The sequence below is a fragment of the Schwartzia sp. (in: firmicutes) genome (assembly GCF_978017985.1).
Window position 1 is genome coordinate 1 of the sequence record NZ_CDXDFU010000013.1, and the last position, 4,698, is coordinate 4,698.

Sequence of the window (4,698 nt, forward strand, 5' to 3'; positions counted from 1 at the left end):
GTGATGTATGGCGCCTCCTAAAGCGTCCAGGAGCGCGGTACAGCCCTGTACGAAGTATTCGTCCTCGGTCATTTGCTTTATCTTGTCCAGCGGAATGCGGTCGTGAATGACCTTGGCGCTGTCGTCGAAGAGTACTGTGGAGATGAGCGCTTCGCCCTCCTCCTTTTTCTGTTTTTTTATCATGGAGTTAAATCCTCCGATGGTGTCCGCTTCCAGTCCGCTCATGGAACCGCTGCGGTCTAAAATGAATACGATTTCCGTCAATCCCTTTTTCATGATAAAACGCCTCCCTGTTTTGCTTTTCAAAGTGAGATGCCTCCGTAAATGGGGCCTTTTGTTACTTTGAGTTTAGCAAAACTAGGGAGGCGCATGGTCGCATGTCAGGCGACATTTTATGTTCGTTGATTTATCCGAGACAGGGCTGCCCGAAGGCAAAGAGTGTCTCGTTAATGGTGAATATGTCGTATTCACCCTGCTCGATAAAATATTCCACGATGATGTCGGCTTTGCTGCTGTGGGAGAGGGCATAGCCTGCACGCCCGATGAAATCCTTTGTCTCGTCCAGGTTCAGCTCCAGAGCAACGGCGAGAGCCAGCGCAGTCATCTTGCTCGGCTGGTAGTCGGGATTGTTTCGTATCTTGGAAAAGTGTCTTCGGTCCATATTCGCACGCTTGTAGACCTCGGGGTCGGTTTTTCCTTGTGCATCGATGAGGCGAAGCAGCGCTTCGGAGAAGGTATCGTCCACTTCATCTAAAAGGTCGGAAAGACTGCGGGATTTTATAGAATCAAAACAGACTTCACCTTCGGATAAAGCTTCAAGCAGCATCGGTTCTTCATCTACGGTATCCTTGGAATCGAAGTGTCTGTTAAGCTCCCTGCGCCGTCTGTACCCTTCTTCGTTCAGCCGCTCATCTACGTAGTTTTCATCCAAGTAGTTCTGAACATCATCGAAAAGGGCGTCGGAGATTTGGAAGGAGTTACGGTCGAACACGACGAGATATACGTCTATTTCGTGTTCAGAAAGGAAATCGCGTATCACCTGTGTCGCTGCCGTGATGGAGGTTTCTGCAGGACATCCGAAAACCCCCGCCGAAATCAGAGGAAATGCGATGGAGGAACAGTGATGTTCAAGAGCGAGCTTCAGACAGTTTTTGTAGCATCGGGAGAGAAGCTCCCGCTCCTTTTTGCTGCCCTCATGCCATACAGGACCTCCCGTGTGTATGACGTATTTGGCGGGAAGCCTGAAGCCGGGGGTGATGAAGGCATCGCCTGTTTCGATAGGGCCGATTTTCTCTCGGGCGGTCAAAAGCTCCGAGCCTGCCTTGGCATGAATGGCGTAGTCCACGCCGCCGCCCACGATGGGAGCAGGATTGGCACTGTTGACTATGGCGTCAACCTGCATGGCTGTTATATCGTTTCGCACGATTTTCAGAGACATATATATCACTCCCATGTAAAATAGCATAGTTTGACTTCAATTTAGCACACTGCCATAGGAAACTCAATAATTGCTGCTTTTTATCCGTGGATGAGAAGTTAAAAAATTCTAAAAAAACATCGGGTTTGCTGTTATGAAAGGCGCGGAGATGATAGAATAAAAATTGAATTATGGATTAAAACAGGGGAAGTAGAACGAACTGAGAAGGGGAGATTTTATGACCGTGGATTAGAGAAAATGCTCTTTTCCATGGTCATTTTTGTTTACTGGAGGGTACGTCACAATGAAAAGGTATTTCATGGCGGGGCTGGCTATCCTTCTGCGCCGTAAATGTGGACGGTACAATGTCGCCGTGTCTGAAATTCGGCTGCGGAGAAAAAGGAAGTATTAATGGCTATTGGAAGAATTCTTCGGCACTGAAAGAGCTGCGTAATGAGGAAAATAAGCCGTACTGCGCAGAATGTACATACGTAAGACGCTGCCGTCCATGTGCCGCGCCGGGGGTAAAAATCGAAGAATGTCCGCTAAAGAGCAGGCAGTAAACGTATATGGAAAAGTATATCGAGGGGTTGTGAAAAAAGCATTTCTCGCCTTTTTCACAGCTCCTTTTTTCAGGCAAAGAAGCCTGCACGGTGTAGGGAGCACCGTGCAGGCTTCTTCGTACGCAGAGGACAAGCGGGAACATGTCCTTCAAATAGATTTCTCCAAGACTGTAGTTGATCCGGTAAAACAGAAGGAGTATCTATTCTCTGCGTTTATTATAGGATTGGTAGTTACTTATCACAAGCTCCGTCGGGGGATATATTTTCAACTTTTTTTTGAATATCCTCCTGATGCGAGTGCTTCGTTTTATCGCGCATGCTGTAGTTCTTATCCTCGTCTATCATAGAGAGCATAACGTCCGCAAACTGCGGGTCGAACTGTGTTCCTCTGCCTTTCTCGATTTCCGCGCGGATAGTCGCCTGCGGAAGTGTTTTGCGGTAGCTTCGGTTGCTGCTCATTGCGTCGTAGGAGTCAGCTACGGCTATTATACGTGCTTCCTCGGGGATTGCAGCTCCGGAGAGTCCGTCAGGGTAGCCTTTGCCGTCGTAACGTTCATGGTGCCAGCGCGCGCCCGCGGAAAGTGTAGGCATCTCGCGGATATTCTTCAGAATACGGCCGCCTACCTCGGGGTGCTTCTTAATCATGGCAAATTCTTCGTCTGTCAGTCGCCCCGTTTTGTTGATGACGGCATCAGGAACTCCAATTTTTCCCACATCATGCAGGAGTCCGAGCATGTATATATCGTTCTGAGCACGTTCGTCATAGCCTGCCCGCCTTGCTATTTCCTTGGAATATTCCGCGACACGTCTTGAATGGCCGTTGGTATAAGCATCTTTGGCATCAATCGCGTCAGCAAGAGAAGTTACCACGTGAAGCATACGCTCACGTTCACGCTTGGACTTGCGGGCGAAGAACAGAGTCACCAGGGCTGCCAGTGCGCCGATAATCAGTACAAAAAGCCACTGATTGTCCATCATTATATCGAAAAGAGTATAGGAAAACAGCTTGTCTACATATTGATTCGCTATCTTTTCGGGGCGTTCCTTTCCGACGATATTAAGTCCGCGGTTAAGGAGCTTAAGCAGTCCCTTGTTTCCGACACGCACACCAAAGGCGCGGTCTTCACTGTGAAGCAGCGGCTTCATGGAAAGCTCGCGGAATTTGCGGTTTTTTAGTATGCTACCGGCGCGGAGCTCGTTCAGCGTGGTACATTGCGCTCTGCCGTCACGCACAGCCTCAAGGCATGCATCAATTGAAGGGAAATAGATAATTTCCGCTTCAGGGAAATTTGCTTTTACATAGTAATACTGCATGCGGTTCTTTTCATTGACCGCAAAGCTTTTGACAGAATCAACGCTGACAGAGTCCCGGGATACCATTACCGTACGGGAAGAAATCACGGCATTGGAGGGTAGAATCCCCGTTTCCTCGGAGAAAAATACTCCGCCTCCTACAGGAAATGCCACATCAATGGTTCCGTTTTCCACGTCATCAACCATTGCTCCGTAATCCTCATAGGGTACGTAGGAAATATCTATGCCCTGTATTTCCATGTCTTCAAACATGAGAGGAAGCAAATCAGTGACCAGTCCCGTCATACTGCCGTCTGCATTCACATCACTGTATGGCAGATAATGTGTAAGACAGCCGACCTTCAAAGAGAGGTGTGTCTTGAGCCAGGCTTTTTCTTCATCAGAAAATGCCCTGCTTGAAATAGTGGACGGGTAATATTTGCCACGTAGAGAGGCGATATACGTGGGGTCTTCGGAAGTAAGCTGACGCTGCGCCTTGTTCAGCTCATCCAAAAGGTCAGGCCTTTGGGCGCTAACGCAGAGATAGTAATCCGTAGAGCCGAAAGAAAAAAGATGCTCCGCGTGGCGTCTGCCGTAGGTTCCGTTACCCTCTGCGGCAATGACATCGACGGAAGCCGTGTCAAAGGCATCCAGTACTTCCTGGTAGTCGTTGTAGATTATAATGTTGGCTTCAATGTCATATTCATCCAAAAAACTGTTAAGCGCACTGACCATGGCACCGTCCAGTATACCAATCCGTTTTCCGTCCAAAGTTGACGGGTCAGTGGTTATGCTTTCATCTGTGGAGTGTTTCAATATACTGTAGGTTTCACTGCCCATTGCACTGTCGGGATATCCGATAATGCCTGTACGCTCAGGAGTCTTTGCAAGACCTGCCAGTAAATCAATCTCTCCGTTCAGGAGCATCTTATAGAGATCTCCATAGCTGCCGTACACGTACTCATATTTCCAGCCCGTAAACTCCGAAAGCTTGCGGTAATATTCGTATGCGTAGCCTTTTTTCACTACGCCGTCTTCGGCGCCCTCCTGAAAAATCTCGTTTTCGTAATATCCAATCCGTACCGTGGCAGGATTGCCTTCCGCAAACGCCGTCTGAGTTATTGCACAGAAAGCTATGAGAAAGATTATCCAAAGACGTTTCATGGGATTATCCTCCGTTTTCCCGTTCATTCTCTTATTAAGTTTATTATCAATAATTTTAGGAGATTTGTCCTCTGAAAAAATGAGTAAATGATCATGACATATTTTGTAATACTATAATTAAATTTATTTATTGACCCTATAGCACGTATATGGTTTAACGTGTTGCCTCGAGGTCGTCTGAGGAAAAAGTCTGAATAAACCAAAAGTTTGGATAAAAAGTCGACTTCGAAATTTGAGAAAGAGAGTGAAAGAAGCATGACA

4 protein-coding genes are annotated in these 4,698 nt (G+C 47.5%); 1 reads left to right on the top strand and 3 read right to left on the bottom strand.

What is annotated here, in order from left to right; all coding sequences use genetic code 11:
* Both ACY69O_RS00550 and ACY69O_RS00555 read right to left on the bottom strand, forming a co-directional pair.
* The coding region (locus ACY69O_RS00550; protein WP_462331523.1) for a vWA domain-containing protein at nucleotides 1-276 on the bottom strand (276 nt) is incomplete at its 3' end.
* Nucleotides 277-406: 130 nt separating this feature from the next.
* Entirely contained in the window at nucleotides 407-1,438 is a 1,032-nt protein-coding gene (locus ACY69O_RS00555; protein ID WP_462331524.1) for a macro domain-containing protein, read from the bottom strand.
* Between the two features lie 293 nt (nucleotides 1,439-1,731).
* Between ACY69O_RS00555 and ACY69O_RS00560 the strand changes: the two genes are divergently transcribed.
* Nucleotides 1,732-1,980, top strand: coding sequence for an SPASM domain-containing protein (locus ACY69O_RS00560; RefSeq protein ID WP_462331526.1), 249 nt, complete (start codon nucleotides 1,732-1,734; stop codon nucleotides 1,978-1,980).
* Nucleotides 1,981-2,211: 231 nt separating this feature from the next.
* On the opposite strand, the gene ACY69O_RS00565 is transcribed toward ACY69O_RS00560, so the two are convergent.
* Nucleotides 2,212-4,437: an HD domain-containing phosphohydrolase gene (locus ACY69O_RS00565; RefSeq protein WP_462331525.1), complete on the bottom strand. Its 2,226-nt coding sequence runs from the start codon at nucleotides 4,435-4,437 to the stop codon at nucleotides 2,212-2,214.
* Nucleotides 4,438-4,698 lie beyond the last annotated feature (261 nt).

Coding starts and splice junctions, on each gene's coding strand:
- ACY69O_RS00555 (WP_462331524.1), bottom strand. CDS start 1,438: ATGTCTCTGAAAATCGTGCGAAACGATATAACAGCCATGCAGGTTGAC.
- ACY69O_RS00565 (WP_462331525.1), bottom strand. CDS start 4,437: ATGAAACGTCTTTGGATAATCTTTCTCATAGCTTTCTGTGCAATAACT.